Source organism: Aquabacterium sp., from assembly GCF_049274795.1.
In the GTDB taxonomy this organism is placed as follows: Bacteria; Pseudomonadota; Gammaproteobacteria; order Burkholderiales; family Burkholderiaceae_C; genus Aquabacterium.
Genome location: NZ_JBASTH010000035.1, coordinates 1 through 13,587 on the forward strand (window position 1 = coordinate 1; position 13,587 = coordinate 13,587).

A 13,587-nucleotide genomic window follows, 5' to 3' on the forward strand; every position below is an offset into this window, starting at 1 on the left:
CGGCCGGCCCGTGCCCTGCACCAGCAGGTGGGCGGCCTGCTGGGCCAGCCACACGCCTTCGCGCTCGCCGGCGCACAGCACGCGGCTGCCGCTGGTCAGGCCGTGCACGATGGCCAGGGCCGCGGCGTGCAGGTGTTGCGCCAGCCGCTCCGAGGACTGGTACAGGCCGTCGGCGGCCTGCGCGATGGACTGGGACAGGAAGGGGGGAGTCAACAAGGGATCAGACATGCCCTCCGATCATAAGTCAGCGCTGATCAGTCATCGGCCAGGAAGGCCCCACGGATCCAGTTCAGCGTGTCGCCCTCGATGGCGACCACGTCGAAGCGGCAGGGCGGCAGCGTGTTCAGCGTCATCAGGTAGTGGCGTGCGCCCAGGATGCAGCGGCGCTGCTTGCCGCGCGATACCGAGGCGGCGGCACCGCCATGGCCTGCATCGCGGCGCGCGCGCACTTCCACGAACACCAAGGTGCCGTCGGTATCGCGCATGATCAGGTCTACCTCTGCGCCGCGCGCACGGGGGCCGCGCGCCAACCGATAATTGCGCTCCACCAGCGTCAGGCCCTGTGCCTGCAGATGGGCCAGCGCCTGGCCTTCCGCCTCATCTCCCCGGGATTTCGTCGTGACGGTCGATGCCACCTTGCTCCTCCAGACCGCGGCCATGGCCGCCGGCAGCCAGCAGTATCCCGCAGGCGCGCTGTATGTTGTCGCCACGCCCATCGGCAATCTGGCCGACCTGACCCTGCGCGCCATCCACGTGCTGGCGCTGGCCGATGCCGTGGCCTGCGAAGACACGCGCATGACGCAGCGCCTGCTGCAGCACCTGGGCCTGGACAAGCGCCTGATGGCCGTGCACGAGCACAACGAGAACGAGGCCGCCCAATCCGTGGTGCAGGCCCTGCAGGGCGGCCAGCGCCTGGTCTACGTGAGCGATGCGGGCACGCCCGGCGTGTCGGATCCAGGCGCGCGCCTGGTGCGCGCTGTGCGGGCCGCCGGTCTGCGCGTGGTGCCTCTGCCAGGGGCCAGCGCGCCCGTCACCCTGGTGTCCGCCGCGGGGGATGTGCAGGCCCAGGGCTTCACCTTCGTGGGCTTCCTGCCGCCCAAGGGCGCGGCCCGGCGCGAGGCGCTGCTGGGCCTGCGGCAGTTGCCCGGCGCGGTCGTTTTGTTTGAATCGCCGTACCGCATTGCAGAACTGGCGCATGATCTGGCCGGCATCGACCCGGAGCGGCTTGTCACTGTCGGGCGGGAACTCACCAAGCAGTTCGAAGAGATCAATACCCTGCCGGCCCAGGCCTTGCCTGCGTGGGTGGGCGAGCCCAATCGCCAGCGCGGTGAATTCGCGCTGGTGTGGCATGCCGTCAGTGCTCAGGGCGATGTCGGCGATGCAGAACTGCCCGGGCCGGTCAGCGAGGTGCTGAACGTCCTGGCCGAGCACCTGCCCCTCAAGGAAGCGGCGCGTTTGCTGTCCGATGCCACCGGGCAGCCGCGCAACCGTCTGTACGACCACGCATTGGCACGGCGCCAGACCCGTCAGCGTGAGGCGGATTGAGTCCGCTTAAGCAGCCTTACACCAAAATTTCTGCGGTGCAGTACAAAAACAGAGCTTGGACATTTTTCTCCACGTGAATGCGGGGTCGTGCAAACCCGGGAAACCAGGGTTCCCCCTTGAGGGGGGCGAATAACGACATCCGAATAATTGATCGCAGCAGCAGACCGCTGTGCACGAAGAGGAGAAAACGCATGAAAGCTCTGAAGATCCGCCACATTGCCGCCGCCGCAGCCGTCGCCGCTGTTGCCGTGGCCGCCGTCCCCGCTCACGCTGGCACCGCCGCCAAGACCAAGCACCCCGTCGTGCTGGTCCATGGTTTCATCGGTTTCGACAACATCCTGGGCGTTGTCAACTACTTCTACCAGATCCCCGGCGCGCTGCGCGATGAAGGCGCCACCGTCTACATCGCTTCGGTCAACCCCTCGCAGACCACCGAGTTCCGTGGTGAAGAGCTCAACAAGCAACTCGATGCCTGGAAGGCTGCCAGCCCCTGGTACAACAAGATCCAGAAGTTCAACCTGATCGGCCACAGCCATGGCGGCCCGACCGTTCGCTACTCCGCCGCCACGCGCAGCGACATCGCCAGCGTGTCGACCATGTCCGGCACGCACTATGGCTCCAAGGTCGCTGACGAGATCCTGAAGGGCACCACGCCCGACGGCGGTTTCGACAAGGCTGCCACCGCCGGCCTGCAGCTGATCGGCTGGCTCACCGGCAACGCCAACTACAAGAGCGCCGACCTCAAGACCGCCCTGAAGGCCCTGAGCAGCACCGACGCCGAGCGCTTCAACCAGGAATTCCCGGCCGGCCGCAACGCCGAGTACGCCAACGGCCAGTACTTCTATTCCTACGCCGGCAACCTGGTCAAGACCAATGGCTGGGACATCTCCGACGCCATCCTGGCCTACACCGGCAAGTACTACGGCACGACCGTCAACGACGGTCTGGTGTCGCCTGACGAAGCCAAGTGGGGCAAGCAGATCGACATGACCCTGCCCTGGAACCACCTGGACGAAATCAACCAGGTCCTGGGCACCATCGGCAAGGGTGCGCCTGATCCCAAGGCCTACTACGTGAACATCGTGGGCCGCCTCAAGAGCAAGGGCCTGTGATCTGACGCCGGCTTTGGCCGGCGCGCGTATTACTCTCCTCGGAAAGCCGGTGCTCTGCACCGGCTTTTTTCATGCCCGGATCACACCCCGGTCATGCGCTGATCGCGGGCGGCGGGTTAGCCTCTTCATCGCAAACCCTGCTTCCAGGGGCTAACCCCCGGGGCGCTTCACAGGCCCCCCATGAACAATCCAGGCCGCGCATTGATATATCAATTATCGATTAACGCGAAAAATCAATTTCAATGAGCGTCCTGAGACGAGACGCCTGGAGAAACGCATGAACCCAACCCAGATCCTGCGCGCCACCTGTGTGGCTGCCGCCACCACCTTCGCCCTCGTGGCCGCGCCCGCGGCCCACGCCGGCACCACCGCCAAGACCAAGTACCCCATCGTGCTGGTGCATGGCTTCATTGGCTTCGACAGCATCCTGGGCGTGGTGAACTACTTCTACCAGATCCCCGGTGCGCTGCGCGACGAAGGTGCCACTGTCTACATCGCCTCCGTCAACCCCTCGCAGACCACCGAGTTCCGTGGTGAGGAACTGGTCAAGCAACTGCAGCAGTGGGCTGCCAAGGACGGCGTCAAGAAATTCAACCTGATCGGCCACAGCCATGGCGGCCCCACCGTGCGTTACGCCGCCGGTATCGTGCCGGCCATGGTCGCCAGCGTCAGCTCCGTGGCGGGTACGCACCTGGGCTCCAGGGTGGCCGATGACATCCTGGCCGGCACCACCCCGGATGGCGGCTTCGACCAGACCGCCACCGCCGGCCTCAAGCTGATCGGCTGGCTCACGGGCAACCCCAACTACCAGAGCGCCGACCTCAAGACCGCGCTGGCCGCGCTCAGCGCCCCGGGCGCTGCCGCCTTCAACGCCAAGTTCCCCACCGGCAAGCCCACCACCAGCTGCGGCAAGGGCCCGACCACGGCCAAGATCGCGGGCAACAGCATCAACTGGTACTCGTTCTCGGGCACCTCGGTCAAGACCAACAGCGGCGACATTTCCGACGCGCTGCTGGCCTATACCGCCAACTACTTCGGCGCCGAACCCAACGACGGCCTGGTCAGCAAGTGCTCCTCGCACTGGGGCAATGTCATCAAGGACAACTACGCCTGGAACCACCTCGACGAGATCAACCAGGTGCTGGGCGCCATCGGAAAGGGCGCGCCGGATCCCAAGTCCTTCTATGTTCAGCATGCCAACCGCCTGAAGTGGGCCTTCCTTTGAACCAAGTCTGACGCCGTGCCCGGTCTGCGCCGGGTTTGCTGACACGGAAGGGTCGACCAGGCCATCTGGTTGACCCTTCCTGCTTTTGAGTCAACCACCCATTCCAGGTGAGGGCAGGAACCGATGTGAACGGGCAGGGCGGGGTGTCACCATGGGTAAGGTCTCAGCAAGGCCTCAAGGATGCGAGCCAGGAAACAAGCGATGCAGGTACGAATCAAATGGATGGTGGTCTCGCTGGCCGCCGTGGCGGTGTTGGTGGGTGCATGGGTGGTCCAGCGCGGTGGCGCGGAGTGGGGCGGGGTTCGCCTGCTGGGTGGTGGTGAGGCCGGACACGGCCAGGCCAATGGCTGGGGCCTGGGTGGCGGTGATGCATCGCCGGCCGTAGCTGCTCCCCAAGCCGAACAGGTACGTACGCCCGAGCAAGTGCGCCAGCGCCTGTTCCGCGAAGGCTCCTTCGCGGGCACCGAGCCTTCCGGCGAATGGTGCGTCAGCACCGACAAGCTGCTCAAGCCCTGCAAGGGCCTGCGCGGGCGCTTCGAGTACTACATCCTGGGTCTGGGCGAGGTCTCCATCGCCGAGATCCGTGGCCTGATCCACGACGAAGCCCGCATCGCCCATGGCGACAAGCTCGCCACCGAGATCACCGACCTGTTCGACAAGTACTGGAAGATCCGCACCTACGACTGGAAGAACCAGTTCGTCCAGAACGACCGCAACACCTGGATGCCCGTCTTCGAAGAGCAACGCTCCGTGCGCCGCCAGCTCCTGGGCCAGGCCTGGGCCGAGGCCTTCTACGCAGACGACGAAAAGAACTTCCTGGCCTACTTCAACCAGCTCGAATCCGGCCAGGCGCCGCCGCCCGATGTCGGTGAGCCCGTGCCCCAGATGGCTGCAGGCAAAGACCCGGCCGCCGTGCGTGCTGAGCGCGCGGCCCGTTACGGCGAAGACGCTGCCGACCGCCTCGAGGCCGTCGACAAGCAATGGGAAGAGTGGGATCGCCGCCTGGCCGCCGCCCGCAGCGAATGGGAGCGCCTGAAGGCCGCCAACAACCTGTCGGACAGCCAGCGGCAGGCCGAGATGCAGCGCTATGTCGACGAGAACTTCCAGGACAAGGACAAGATCCGCGTCAAGGCCCTGTTGAAGTACTAAGAATCTATCCGTAAATTATATTTGCGCGTAGTGGTACTTTGCGGAACGCAATGATGGCAGCAGCCAGATGGTTGAGCGCAAGGAAGCTGCGTTCCAGCTTCTCGTATCGCACGAGGAGTTTGCGGAACCGATTGAACCAACTATGGCAAACCTCGACAACCCAGCGGCGCGCCTTCTTCTTCGATCACGTCGCTTGTTGTCGGCCTCTTTGCGCCGATTAACCACATGCGTGATGTAGCCATGCTCGGCAATGATCTTGGCAGCGGGCTTGCCACGGTATCCCGCGTCTGCGCACAGGTGTTTGCTGCGCTGTTTGGGCGGTGCCTTGCGCTTGATCACGATCGATTCCAGCACCTGGTCAATCTTGCTGACATCGTGTTCATTTGCTCCGGTCACGATGATCGACAACGGGACGCCACGCCCGTCCACCAGCAGATGCCACTAACTTGGGGCGCCCCGGCGTTTCCTCAAGAGAATATCTGTCTCCCGCACGCCCAGGCCGCGCGCAGACGCGGCCTTTTTCCTAGAATGGGGCCATGATCGCCGTCGACGCCACCATCGCCCGCCTCCAGACCGCCCGTGAGCTGCTGCTCGCCCCCTACGGCCTGGACGAATCCACCCTGCTCAAGGCCCTCAAGGTCATCACCGAGCACCGCGTCGACGACGCCGACCTTTACTTCCAGTTCACCCGCAGTGAGGGCTGGAGCCTGGAAGAAGGCATCGTCAAATCCGGCAGCTTCAGTATCGACCAGGGCGTGGGCGTGCGCGCCATCGCTGGCGAGAAGACCGCCTTCGCCTATTCGGATGACATCTCCGAGGCCGCGCTGCTCGACGCCGCCCGCACCGTGCGCACCATCGCTTCCAGCGGCCAGAGCCGCAAGGTCAAGGTGGGCGAGCACCGCGTGGCCCCCAGCCGCAGCCTCTACCCCGGCCTGGACCCGATCGCCACGCTCGACAGCGCCGCCAAGGTCGCCCTGCTCGAAAAGGCCGAGGGCATGGCCCGCGCCAAAGACCCGCGCGTCGTGCAGGTCATGGCCGGCCTGGGCATGGAGTACGACGTGGTCCTGGTGGCCCGCGCCGATGGCACCCTGGCTGCCGACGTGCGCCCCCTGGTGCGCCTGTCGCTCACCGTCATCGCTGAACAAGATGGTCGCCGCGAAGTCGGCTCCTCCGGCGGCGGTGGCCGCTACGGCCTGGCCTACTTCACCGATGACCTGCTCCAGCAGTACGTTGACCAGGCCGTGCATGCCGCCCTCGTCAACCTCGAAGCCCGCCCGGCGCCCGCTGGCGAGATGACGGTGGTGCTCGGCAGCGGCTGGCCTGGCATCCTCCTGCACGAGGCCGTCGGCCACGGCCTGGAGGGCGACTTCAACCGCAAGGGCTCCAGCGTGTTCTCCGGCCGCCTGGGCCAGCGTGTGGCCGCCAAGGGCGTCACTGTGCTGGACGACGGCACCATCGCCGATCGCCGCGGCTCGCTCAACATCGACGACGAAGGCCAGGCCACGCAACGCACCGTCCTCATCGAAGACGGCATCCTGCGCGGCTACATCCAGGACGCCACCAACGCCCGCCTGATGAAGATGGCCCCTACTGGCAACGGCCGCCGCGAAAGCTATGCCCACCTGCCCATGCCGCGCATGACCAACACCTACATGCTGGCCGGCGACAAGGATCCGCAGGAAATCGTCGCCTCGATCGACCGGGGCCTCTACGCCGTCAACTTCGGTGGCGGCCAGGTCGACATCACCAGCGGCAAGTTCGTGTTCTCGGCCAGCGAGGCCTACTGGGTCGAAAAGGGCAAGATCCAGTACCCGGTCAAGGGCGCCACGCTCATCGGCAATGGTCCGGACGCGCTCACCCGCGTCAGCATGATCGGCAACGACCTGCAGCTCGACAGCGGCGTCGGCACCTGCGGCAAGGAAGGCCAGAGCGTGCCCGTCGGTGTGGGCCAGCCCACCCTGCGCATCGACGGCCTGACCGTCGGCGGCACAGCCTGATCGGGGGGGCGCCACCCGCGCGGCCCCTCGATTTGCTTCTTTTCACAATACCCTTGACCACTGCGCACAAACTCGTGCATAATGCAAGGCTTCGCTGAGTAAAAGGCTGTTTGCCAGCCTAATGCCCTCGGCCAAGACGGTTCGGGCCCCCATGCACAGGGGTCAGGGTTGTCGGGCTGCTGTGGTGGGTGATTCCAGGCAAACGGCCGTTAGTCAGATCCGCCCGATCCACGGGCCCAAGACTGTCCAGTCGTTGTTGCGCAGATGTTGCGCAGCCGATAGGTGCAAGTTGGGGTAAAAATGATCCAAATGCAATCGCGACTCGATGTCGCTGACAACACGGGTGCCAAGAGCGTCATGTGTATCAAGGTGCTCGGTGGCTCCAAGCGTCGTTACGCCGGTATTGGCGACATCATCAAGGTCAGCATCAAAGAAGCTGCACCTCGTGGTCGCGTCAAGAAGGGCGAGGTCTACAGCGCCGTGGTGGTTCGTACCGCCAAGGGCGTTCGTCGCCAGGACGGCTCGCTCATCAAGTTCGACGGCAATGCCGCCGTGCTGCTCAACACCAAGCTGGAGCCTATCGGCACCCGTATCTTCGGCCCGGTCACGCGTGAACTGCGTACCGAGCGCTTCATGAAGATCGTGTCGCTGGCCCCCGAGGTTCTGTAAGCCCAGCGGCTTACCTGGTGGCAAAGGCAAAGGACAGCTCCCATGAACAAACTCCGCAAAGGCGATCAGGTCATCGTGTTGACCGGTCGTGACAAAGGCAAGCGCGGCACCATCTCCGCTCGCGTCGATGCCGATCATCTGTTGGTCGAAGGTGTGAACGTTGCCAAGAAGCACGTGCGCCCCAACCCCATGAAGGGTACGACCGGCGGCATCGTCGACAAGACCATGCCGATCCACCAATCCAACGTGGCGATCTTCAACGCCGTGTCGGGCAAGGCGGATCGCGTGGGTATCAAGCTCCTGGATGACGGCAAGAAAGTGCGCGTCTACAAGTCCAGCGGCGAAGAAATCAAGGCTTGATAGAGGTAAGCCATGACGCAACAAACTGCCCGTCTGCAAGACTTCTACCGCGAAAAAGTGGTGCCTGACCTGGTGGCCAAGTTCGGCTACAAGTCGGTGATGGAAGTGCCCCGCCTGACCAAGATCACCCTGAACATGGGTGTGTCCGAAGCGGTCTCCGACAAGAAGGTCATGGAACACGCCGTTGGCGACCTGACCAAGATCGCCGGCCAGAAGCCCGTGGTCACCAAGTCGAAGAAGGCCATCGCCGGCTTCAAGATCCGCGAGCAAATGCCCATCGGCTGCATGGTCACCCTGCGTGGCGTGCGCATGTTCGAATTCCTGGACCGCTTCGTCACCATCTCGCTGCCCCGCGTGCGTGACTTCCGTGGTATCTCCGGTCGTTCGTTCGATGGCCGCGGCAACTACAACGTCGGCGTCAAAGAGCAGATCATCTTCCCGGAAATCGAGTACGACAAGATCGACGCGATCCGTGGTCTGAACATCAGCATCACGACGTCCGCCAAGACCGATGAGGAAGCCAAGGCTTTGCTGGCGGCTTTCAAATTCCCGTTCAAGAACTGAGGTGGAACGTGGCTAAAGTCTCTCTGAAGCAACGCGAAGAAAAGCGCGAAAAGCTGGTTGCCAAGTACGCCAAGAAGTACGCCGAACTCAAGGCCGTCATCGATGACGCCAACAAGTCCGACGACGAGCGTTACGCCGCCCGCCTGGAACTGCAAAAGCTGCCCCGCAACGCCAACCCCACCCGTCTGCGCAACCGCTGCAACCTGACTGGTCGCCCCCGTGGCACCTTCCGTCAGTTCGGCCTGGGCCGTAGCAAGATCCGCGAACTGGCATTTGCCGGTGACATCCCCGGTGTCACCAAGGCAAGCTGGTAAGTCGGCAGGGAACGAACAGGAGTTATCCCATGAGCATGAGTGATCCCATCGCCGACATGCTGACGCGCATTCGCAACGCCCAAATGGTCGAAAAGGCCACCGTGGCGCTGCCGTCGTCGAAGCTGAAAGTCGCGATCGCCCAGGTCCTGAAGGACGAGGGCTACATCGACGGATTCAACGTCACCGGCGAGGCTGCCAAGCCCACGCTGGAAATCGCCCTTAAGTACTACGCAGGCCGTCCCGTGATCGAGAAGATCGAGCGCGTGTCCAAGCCTGGTCTGCGTGTGTACAAAGGCCGTCACAGCATCCCTCAGGTCCAAAACGGCCTGGGTGTGGCCATCGTCACCACCCCGCAAGGCGTGATGACCGACCGCAAGGCGCGCGCTGCCGGTATCGGCGGCGAAGTGCTCTGCTACGTCGCCTGATCGAGGAGCCATCGACATGTCCCGCGTAGGAAAAATGCCGATCGCCGTCCCCCAAGGTGTGGACGTGCAGGTCACTGCAGATCAAATCACCGTCAAGGGCGCCCTGGGCACCCTGAGCCGTCCCCAGTCCGAACTGGCCCGCGTGGCCAACGACGCTGGCGTGCTCAAGGTCACCCCTGCCAACGATACCGCCGCCGCCAATGCGATGTCCGGTACCGTTCGCGCCCTGGTGAACAACATGGTCAACGGCGTGAGCAAGGGTTTCGAGAAGAAGCTGACCCTGGTGGGCGTGGGCTTCCGTGCCCAGGCCCAAGGCCAGAAGCTGAATCTCCAGATCGGTTTCTCGCACCCCGTGATCAAAGACATGCCCGCCGGCATCAAGGTCGAGACCCCGTCTCAGACCGAGATCCTGATCAAGGGCGTGGACCGTCAAGTGGTCGGACAGATCGCCGCTGAAGTGCGCGCCTTCCGTCCGCCCGAGCCCTACAAGGGCAAGGGCATCCGCTATGCCGACGAGCGCGTGGTCTTGAAAGAGACCAAGAAGAAGTAAGGAGCTGATTCATGTCTATCACCAAGAAAGAACAGCGCCAGCGCCGCTCGCGTCAAACGCGCGCCCGCATCGCCTTGCAAGGCGCCGTGCGTCTGACGGTCATCCGTACCAACCTGCACATCTATGCCACCGTCGTCACCGGCGACGGCTCCAAGGTGCTCGCTTCCGCCTCGACCGCCGAGAAGGAAGTCCGCGAGCAGCTGGGTGCTGCTGGCAAGGGTGGCAACGTGAACGCCGCCTCCGTGATTGGCAAGCGCATCGCCGAGAAGGCGAAGGCCGCTGGCGTCGAGAAGGTCGCTTTCGACCGCTCGGGCTTTGCCTACCACGGTCGTATCAAGGCCTTGGCTGATGCCGCGCGTGAAGCCGGCCTTCAGTTCTAAGCGCCCGGCATCGGAAGGAATACCAAATGGCTAAGTTTCAACCCAAAGTGGCTGACGAAGGTCGCGACGATGGTCTCCGCGAGAAGATGATCCAGGTGAACCGCGTGACCAAAGTGGTCAAGGGCGGTCGGATCATGGGCTTCGCCGCCCTCACTGTGGTCGGTGATGGCGACGGTCGCATCGGCATGGGCAAGGGCAAGGCGCGTGAAGTGCCGCTGGCCGTGTCCAAGGCCATGGACCAGGCTCGTCGCAACATGCTGAAGGTCTCGCTGAAGAACGGCTCCGTTCACCACAACGTGATCGGTGAGCATGGCGCCTCGCGCGTCCTGCTGGCTCCCGCACCCGCTGGTACCGGCATCATCGCCGGCGGCCCGATGCGCGCCGTGTTCGAAGTGATGGGCGTGACCGACATCGTGGCCAAGAGCTTCGGTTCGACCAACCCCTACAACCTGGTTCGCGCCACGTTCGACGCCCTGAGCCGCTCGACGACTCCGTCGGAAGTGGCGGCCAAGCGCGGCAAGACAGTTGAAGAAATCTTCAACTGATCCGCAGGAGAGCTGACATGAGCGAAAAGAAAACCCTGACCGTCAAGCTGGTCCGCAGCCCCATCGGCACCAAGGCCGACCACCGCGCCACCGTGCGTGGCCTGGGCCTGCGCCGTATGAACGGCACCCGCGTCCTGGAAGACACGCCCGCTGTGCGCGGCATGATCAACAAGGTCCGCTACATGGTTGAGGTGGTCTGAGCCACCGCAACGTAGGGAAATACCATGGAACTCAATAGCATCAAGCCCGCCAAGGGCGCCAAGCACGCCAAGCGCCGCGTCGGCCGTGGCATCGGCTCGGGCCTGGGCAAGACCGCTGGCCGCGGTCACAAGGGTCAGAAGTCGCGTTCGGGTGGCTACCACAAGGTGGGCTTCGAAGGCGGTCAAATGCCTCTGCAGCGCCGTCTGCCCAAGCGCGGTTTCAAGTCGCACCTGCTGAAGTACAACGCCGAGGTCACCTTGAGCGAGCTGCAAGCCCTGGACGCCACCGACGTGGACGTGCTGGTGCTCAAGCAAGCCGGTCTGATCCCCCAGTTGGCCAAGGTCGTCAAGGTGATCAAGTCGGGCGAGCTGAGCAAGAAGGTGTCCCTCAAAGGCATCGGCGCGACCGTGGGTGCCAAGGCTGCGATCGAAGCCGCTGGCGGCTCGCTGAGCGAGTAAGCTCCGGCATCGGCATCACTCGAGACTGAACAGGACTCATGGCTACTTCTCCGACCCAACTGGCACAGAGCGGCAAGTTCGGCGACCTGCGTCGTCGGCTGACGTTCCTGCTGCTTGCGCTTGTCGTCTACCGCATCGGGGCTCACATCCCAGTGCCCGGTATCGACAACGCGCAACTGCTCCAGTTCTTCAAGGGCCAGCAGGGCGGCATCCTGAACCTGTTCAACATGTTCTCGGGCGGCGCGCTGTCCAAGTTCACCGTGTTCGCGCTGGGCATCATGCCGTACATCTCGGCGTCCATCATCATGCAAATGATGGGCTACGTGGTGCCCACGCTCGAGGCGCTCAAGAAGGAAGGCGAAGCGGGTCGTCGCAAGATCACCCAGTACACGCGTTACCTGACGGTGGGCATTGCCATCATCCAGTCGTTCTTCGCGGCGCAGGGTGTGGCGGCCTATGCCTTGAACCCGGGGCCTGCCTTCGTGTTCACCGTGGTGGTGAGCCTGACGGCCGGCACGATGTTCCTGATGTGGCTGGGTGAGCAGATCACCGAGCGTGGTCTGGGCAACGGCATCTCGATCCTGATCTTCGCCGGTATCGCTGCGGGTCTGCCCAGCGCCATCGGTGGTCTGTTCGAGCTGATCCGCACCGGTGCGATGAGCATCCCGGCCGCCATCTTCATCATTGCCATCGTGATCCTGGTCACCTTCGGTGTGGTGTACGTGGAGCGTGGTCAGCGCAAGATCCTGGTGAACTACGCCAAGCGCCAGGTCGGCAACAAGGTCTATGGTGGTCAGTCGTCGCACCTGCCGCTGAAGGTCAACATGGCCGGCGTGATCCCTCCGATCTTCGCCTCGTCGATCATCCTGCTGCCGGCGACTGCCGTGGGCTGGTTCGCCACGGGCGACAGCATGCGCTGGTTGAAGGATCTGGCGGGCATGTTGTCCCCCGGTCAGCCGATCTACGTGATCCTGTACACCGCGGCCATCGTGTTCTTCTGCTTCTTCTACACGGCGCTGGTGTTCAACAGCCGTGAGACGGCGGACAACCTGAAGAAGAGCGGCGCGTTCATTCCTGGCATTCGTCCTGGCGACAACACGGCCAAGTACATCGACAAGATCCTGGCCCGTCTGACGCTGGTTGGCGCGGCGTACATCACCCTGGTGTGCCTGCTGCCCGAGTTTCTGGTGCTCAAGTACAACGTGCCGTTCTACTTCGGTGGAACCTCCCTGTTGATCATCGTGGTCGTCACGATGGACTTCTGGGCGCAAGTTCAGTCTTATGTGATGTCCCAGCAGTACGAGTCGCTGCTGAAGAAGGCGAATTTCAAAACAAGTTGACCCCCGGTGGGTGTGTGCACGGCACACGGCGAGATGATCAAAACCATCCGCTGCACACCCTCCGGTTGAAAATTGACCCGTGCTCGCATCGTATTCCGGGCGAAGTGAGCGAATTCATAGACCCGGTTTACGAAGCGTGAATCCCCGCTGAGCAATCAGCGGACCAGGAGAAAACCATGAAAGTCTCGGCATCAGTCAAGCAAATGTGCCGCAATTGCAAAATCATTCGCCGCAAGGGCGTGGTTCGCGTGATCTGCACCGACCCCCGTCACAAGCAGCGCCAGGGCTAAGCCCCGGCTGGCGAACTATCACGGTATCAGAGGACAGCTATGGCACGTATTGCTGGCATCAACATCCCACCGCACAAGCACACTGAGATTGGCTTGACGCACATCTACGGCATTGGCCGCACCACCGCGCAGAAGATCTGCTCGAACGCCGGTATTCCCTTCAACAAGAAGATCAAGGAACTGACCGACGGTGACCTGGAAAAGATCCGGGACGAAGTGGGCAAGCTCACCATCGAAGGTGACCTGCGCCGCGAGCTGTCCATGAACATCAAGCGCCTCATGGACATCGGCTGCTACCGCGGTTTCCGTCACCGTCGTGGCCTGCCCTGCCGCGGTCAGCGCACTCGCACCAATGCCCGTACCCGCAAGGGTCCGCGCAAGGCGATCGCTGGCAAGAAGTGATCTTCGCCAATCAATAAGATACTGCCCCCGGCCTCGGTCGGGGCTCGTCGAGAGAGAAGGT

The 13,587-nt window shown here is 63.4% G+C and carries 19 protein-coding genes and 2 pseudogenes; 18 read left to right on the top strand and 3 right to left on the bottom strand.

The window, feature by feature from the left end; translation table 11 throughout:
• Nucleotides 1-228: pseudogene (locus tag WAQ08_RS04960) on the bottom strand (hypothetical protein); the annotation flags it as partial.
• 26 nt (nt 229-254) lie between these two features.
• Nucleotides 255-659: a YraN family protein gene (locus WAQ08_RS04965; protein WP_422189582.1), complete on the bottom strand. Its 405-nt coding sequence runs from the start codon at nt 657-659 to the stop codon at nt 255-257.
• Here WAQ08_RS04965 and rsmI point away from each other — a divergent pair.
• From rsmI to WAQ08_RS04985, 4 genes are all read left to right on the top strand, one after another.
• On the top strand, nt 637-1,545 hold the full coding sequence (gene rsmI, locus WAQ08_RS04970) for a 16S rRNA (cytidine(1402)-2'-O)-methyltransferase (protein WP_422189584.1): 909 nt from the start codon (nt 637-639) through the stop codon (nt 1,543-1,545). The genes WAQ08_RS04965 and rsmI overlap by 23 nt on opposite strands.
• Nucleotides 1,546-1,736: 191 nt before the next feature.
• The gene (locus tag WAQ08_RS04975; protein ID WP_422189586.1) at nt 1,737-2,657 is read left to right on the top strand and encodes an esterase/lipase family protein; all 921 of its coding nucleotides are present in this window, start codon (nt 1,737-1,739) and stop codon (nt 2,655-2,657) included.
• A gap of 277 nt (nt 2,658-2,934) precedes the next feature.
• Nucleotides 2,935-3,882, top strand: a complete 948-nt coding sequence (locus WAQ08_RS04980) for an esterase/lipase family protein (RefSeq protein WP_422189588.1) — start codon at nt 2,935-2,937, stop codon at nt 3,880-3,882.
• A 201-nt stretch (nt 3,883-4,083) separates the two neighbouring features.
• Nucleotides 4,084-5,031, top strand: coding sequence for a lipase secretion chaperone (locus tag WAQ08_RS04985; protein WP_422189590.1), 948 nt, complete (start codon nt 4,084-4,086; stop codon nt 5,029-5,031).
• A gap of 4 nt (nt 5,032-5,035) precedes the next feature.
• Here WAQ08_RS04985 and WAQ08_RS04990 read toward each other — a convergent pair.
• Nucleotides 5,036-5,469: pseudogene (locus WAQ08_RS04990) on the bottom strand (IS5 family transposase); the annotation flags it as partial.
• 98 nt (nt 5,470-5,567) lie between these two features.
• Between WAQ08_RS04990 and tldD the strand changes: the two are divergent.
• The 14 genes from tldD to rpsM all read left to right on the top strand — a co-directional run bounded on the left by tldD (nt 5,568) and on the right by rpsM (nt 13,526).
• On the top strand, nt 5,568-7,028 hold the full coding sequence (tldD, locus tag WAQ08_RS04995) for a metalloprotease TldD (protein WP_422189592.1): 1,461 nt from the start codon (nt 5,568-5,570) through the stop codon (nt 7,026-7,028).
• Between the two features lie 300 nt (nt 7,029-7,328).
• On the top strand, nt 7,329-7,697 hold the full coding sequence (gene rplN, locus WAQ08_RS05000; RefSeq protein WP_130968422.1) for a 50S ribosomal protein L14: 369 nt from the start codon (nt 7,329-7,331) through the stop codon (nt 7,695-7,697).
• A gap of 42 nt (nt 7,698-7,739) precedes the next feature.
• On the top strand, nt 7,740-8,057 hold the full coding sequence (gene rplX, locus WAQ08_RS05005) for a 50S ribosomal protein L24 (RefSeq protein WP_422189594.1): 318 nt from the start codon (nt 7,740-7,742) through the stop codon (nt 8,055-8,057).
• Nucleotides 8,058-8,069: 12 nt separating this feature from the next.
• On the top strand, nt 8,070-8,621 hold the full coding sequence (rplE, locus tag WAQ08_RS05010) for a 50S ribosomal protein L5 (protein WP_422189596.1): 552 nt from the start codon (nt 8,070-8,072) through the stop codon (nt 8,619-8,621).
• Nucleotides 8,622-8,629: 8 nt separating this feature from the next.
• Nucleotides 8,630-8,935 carry a 30S ribosomal protein S14 gene (gene rpsN, locus WAQ08_RS05015; RefSeq protein WP_422189598.1) on the top strand — a complete coding sequence of 102 codons (306 nt, stop codon included), beginning with the start codon at nt 8,630-8,632 and terminating at the stop codon, nt 8,933-8,935.
• A 29-nt stretch (nt 8,936-8,964) separates the two neighbouring features.
• Nucleotides 8,965-9,360: a 30S ribosomal protein S8 gene (rpsH, locus tag WAQ08_RS05020; protein ID WP_422189600.1), complete on the top strand. Its 396-nt coding sequence runs from the start codon at nt 8,965-8,967 to the stop codon at nt 9,358-9,360.
• 16 nt (nt 9,361-9,376) lie between these two features.
• Nucleotides 9,377-9,910, top strand: a complete 534-nt coding sequence (gene rplF / locus WAQ08_RS05025; protein ID WP_422189602.1) for a 50S ribosomal protein L6 — start codon at nt 9,377-9,379, stop codon at nt 9,908-9,910.
• A gap of 11 nt (nt 9,911-9,921) precedes the next feature.
• Complete coding sequence (rplR, locus tag WAQ08_RS05030) at nt 9,922-10,290, top strand: 50S ribosomal protein L18 (RefSeq protein WP_422189604.1); 369 nt, start codon at nt 9,922-9,924, stop codon at nt 10,288-10,290.
• Between the two features lie 26 nt (nt 10,291-10,316).
• A complete protein-coding gene (gene rpsE / locus WAQ08_RS05035; RefSeq protein WP_422189606.1) occupies nt 10,317-10,835 on the top strand; it encodes a 30S ribosomal protein S5 in 519 nt (172 codons plus the stop codon).
• Between the two features lie 17 nt (nt 10,836-10,852).
• Nucleotides 10,853-11,035 (top strand): 50S ribosomal protein L30, encoded by a 183-nt coding sequence (rpmD, locus tag WAQ08_RS05040; RefSeq protein WP_422189608.1) that lies wholly within the window; start codon nt 10,853-10,855, stop codon nt 11,033-11,035.
• Between the two features lie 24 nt (nt 11,036-11,059).
• Entirely contained in the window at nt 11,060-11,494 is a 435-nt protein-coding gene (gene rplO / locus WAQ08_RS05045; protein ID WP_422189610.1) for a 50S ribosomal protein L15, read from the top strand.
• A 38-nt stretch (nt 11,495-11,532) separates the two neighbouring features.
• A complete protein-coding gene (gene secY / locus WAQ08_RS05050) occupies nt 11,533-12,834 on the top strand; it encodes a preprotein translocase subunit SecY (RefSeq protein ID WP_422189612.1) in 1,302 nt (433 codons plus the stop codon).
• Between the two features lie 176 nt (nt 12,835-13,010).
• Entirely contained in the window at nt 13,011-13,124 is a 114-nt protein-coding gene (gene rpmJ / locus WAQ08_RS05055) for a 50S ribosomal protein L36 (RefSeq protein ID WP_056194202.1), read from the top strand.
• Nucleotides 13,125-13,163: 39 nt separating this feature from the next.
• On the top strand, nt 13,164-13,526 hold the full coding sequence (gene rpsM / locus WAQ08_RS05060; RefSeq protein WP_125241518.1) for a 30S ribosomal protein S13: 363 nt from the start codon (nt 13,164-13,166) through the stop codon (nt 13,524-13,526).
• The last annotated feature ends 61 nt before the right edge of the window (nt 13,527-13,587 follow it).

What these genes read in the sequence shown, in the direction of transcription:
- WAQ08_RS04965 (WP_422189582.1), bottom strand. Translation starts at nt 659, where the DNA reads ATGGCCGCGGTCTGGAGGAGCAAGGTGGCATCGACCGTCACGACGAAA.
- WAQ08_RS04975 (WP_422189586.1), top strand. Translation starts at nt 1,737, where the DNA reads ATGAAAGCTCTGAAGATCCGCCACATTGCCGCCGCCGCAGCCGTCGCC.
- WAQ08_RS04980 (WP_422189588.1), top strand. Translation starts at nt 2,935, where the DNA reads ATGAACCCAACCCAGATCCTGCGCGCCACCTGTGTGGCTGCCGCCACC.
- WAQ08_RS04985 (WP_422189590.1), top strand. Translation starts at nt 4,084, where the DNA reads ATGCAGGTACGAATCAAATGGATGGTGGTCTCGCTGGCCGCCGTGGCG.
- tldD (WP_422189592.1), top strand. Translation starts at nt 5,568, where the DNA reads ATGATCGCCGTCGACGCCACCATCGCCCGCCTCCAGACCGCCCGTGAG.
- rplN (WP_130968422.1), top strand. Translation starts at nt 7,329, where the DNA reads ATGATCCAAATGCAATCGCGACTCGATGTCGCTGACAACACGGGTGCC.
- rplX (WP_422189594.1), top strand. Translation starts at nt 7,740, where the DNA reads ATGAACAAACTCCGCAAAGGCGATCAGGTCATCGTGTTGACCGGTCGT.
- rplE (WP_422189596.1), top strand. Translation starts at nt 8,070, where the DNA reads ATGACGCAACAAACTGCCCGTCTGCAAGACTTCTACCGCGAAAAAGTG.
- rpsH (WP_422189600.1), top strand. Translation starts at nt 8,965, where the DNA reads ATGAGCATGAGTGATCCCATCGCCGACATGCTGACGCGCATTCGCAAC.
- rplF (WP_422189602.1), top strand. Translation starts at nt 9,377, where the DNA reads ATGTCCCGCGTAGGAAAAATGCCGATCGCCGTCCCCCAAGGTGTGGAC.
- rplR (WP_422189604.1), top strand. Translation starts at nt 9,922, where the DNA reads ATGTCTATCACCAAGAAAGAACAGCGCCAGCGCCGCTCGCGTCAAACG.
- rpsE (WP_422189606.1), top strand. Translation starts at nt 10,317, where the DNA reads ATGGCTAAGTTTCAACCCAAAGTGGCTGACGAAGGTCGCGACGATGGT.
- rpmD (WP_422189608.1), top strand. Translation starts at nt 10,853, where the DNA reads ATGAGCGAAAAGAAAACCCTGACCGTCAAGCTGGTCCGCAGCCCCATC.
- rplO (WP_422189610.1), top strand. Translation starts at nt 11,060, where the DNA reads ATGGAACTCAATAGCATCAAGCCCGCCAAGGGCGCCAAGCACGCCAAG.
- secY (WP_422189612.1), top strand. Translation starts at nt 11,533, where the DNA reads ATGGCTACTTCTCCGACCCAACTGGCACAGAGCGGCAAGTTCGGCGAC.
- rpmJ (WP_056194202.1), top strand. Translation starts at nt 13,011, where the DNA reads ATGAAAGTCTCGGCATCAGTCAAGCAAATGTGCCGCAATTGCAAAATC.
- rpsM (WP_125241518.1), top strand. Translation starts at nt 13,164, where the DNA reads ATGGCACGTATTGCTGGCATCAACATCCCACCGCACAAGCACACTGAG.